3 protein-coding genes are annotated in these 1,683 nt (G+C 46.5%); 2 read left to right on the plus strand and 1 reads right to left on the minus strand.

The annotated features are described in order from the left end of the window. On the minus strand, window positions 1–229 hold a 229-nt coding region (locus ABYW01_RS20965), incomplete at its 3' end, for an HDOD domain-containing protein (RefSeq protein ID WP_372836499.1). A gap of 574 nt (window positions 230–803) precedes the next feature. Between ABYW01_RS20965 and ABYW01_RS20970 the strand changes: the two genes are divergently transcribed. Then, the gene (locus ABYW01_RS20970) at window positions 804–1,016 is read left to right on the plus strand and encodes a hypothetical protein (RefSeq protein WP_372836501.1); all 213 of its coding nucleotides are present in this window, start codon (window positions 804–806) and stop codon (window positions 1,014–1,016) included. A gap of 318 nt (window positions 1,017–1,334) precedes the next feature. After that, window positions 1,335–1,683: MarR family winged helix-turn-helix transcriptional regulator (locus ABYW01_RS20975; RefSeq protein ID WP_372836503.1), on the plus strand; the 349-nt coding region annotated here is incomplete at its 3' end.

Consider the following 1,683-nt stretch of genomic DNA (forward strand, 5'->3'; position numbering starts at 1 on the left):
CGGCGCCCCGATCCGCCTGGAAAGGGCGACTGGCAGCTGATGCGGCGGAGTTGGCGATCTTTAGGATCAAAGTGGTTAGAGAGGGATCCTTACGTGCAAGTGCGACCATCTTCTCAAAATAGTCATCTGCTGCTTTGTCCATCGCCATGAGCTCGGTGAGCACAATCGGAAGGAAGGGCAGTTGTCTGACCTCTTCTTCAATCTCTAGCAGAGCCGGGACATGGGGCATGCAGCTAATCCGTGATCATAAAGCAGTTAAGGTATACGTAAAGTGTATAAAAAAGTCAGTTAATGTCACGAATTAAAACGGAATAAAGATATATGAAGTTTTAAATTTCATGAGGTTAACAGGCCGTTACAAACGCGTTGATTCTTCTATATTGATCCAGTTTTTTATGGAGCTTGTCAGGCTTTGAATATTATCACATTGCTCTGTAAGGGCTTTCAATTCTGCTTTCGGCAAACGTGCAGGGGAGAGAGACAGAGGGTATGTTTAGTTTGTGTGTCCGCAAGTTTCAGGTAGAGCATGTACGTACGAATAGTGGGTGAGGGGTTCTGTTTTACATCAAAATAAAGTGGGTGTTGGCTCTCCACTTAGGGGATTTTTCTTTTTATATTTGTTTGTTAGGTGATTTTTCTGGATCGTCGGGAAATTCAGTGCTGCGATGGGAATCCTTTTTTCGCAGTAGTATCGTTTCGTATATCCCTGATATGGGTACGGCTTCCCTTATTTATTGCACGTGTCGCTGACGCTTAATAAAGCCTGGTGATAGCGGTGTATTTGACCTAAACAGACCGAGACAATGACTAAAACTTTTGCTTTTGCACCGATCCGTAACGTATATAAAATCCGTCAGGCTGCAGCGGATAGCTGGTGGGTATATTTGCATAACCTGGGAAACAACGGTGAGCTGAGCACGACGTCTCGCGTGGTGTTTTTTGCCAATAGCCGTGCGCAGGTTGATCAGTGGATTGAAAGCAAAGATGAGTTCGTATTTGTCATTGCGGACGCCTAAGTCCTGGTCCGTATTATCATCGGATATCATTCAGGGCGATTTGTCGCACTGAATGATAGAGCGGCAGTTTTCCTGCCATTGCTCAATTCAGCGTTTCAGCTCGTACCTGTGGGTTGCCCGGCTCGACCATCGTTGCGTTTCTTCTATCCGTTCGCTATCGCTGGATAGCGACTGCTAATTACTCTCGTGTGGCAGCCTGATTTTTGCTATCGTTGGCACCGTATACGGTTGTTTTAAATGCGTTCTGTTTGTGGCTAATTGATGGTTTCAGGTACGGGCCTATGGGAGGTCGATAGCTGAAAGCAAAGGTAGAAACTCATGGCTGGTCGATCTGAAAAATTGGAAAAATACTGTCCCGCAAGTGACAACTTCGAGATTGATGAGTTTCCGTTTTACTGGGTAGCCCGCCTCAACTCCCTGTACGCCATGGAGATGGAAAAGACGCTGAAACCGATGAATATGGATATCTCCCGCTGGCGTGTAGCCATGTTGCTACGTATTCACGGTGAGCTGAGTATCTCTGATATTGCTGAACATGCTTTGGGTAAGCTGCCGACTATTACCAAGATCGTCTATCGCATGCGTGATGAAGGCTTGGTGGATGTGAATACATCGGAAACCGATGGACGGGTGACGGTTGTAACACTCACAGATCAGGGGCACGAGA

Source organism: Pontibacterium sp., from assembly GCF_041587635.1.
Taxonomy (GTDB): domain Bacteria; phylum Pseudomonadota; class Gammaproteobacteria; order Pseudomonadales; family Balneatricaceae; genus Pontibacterium.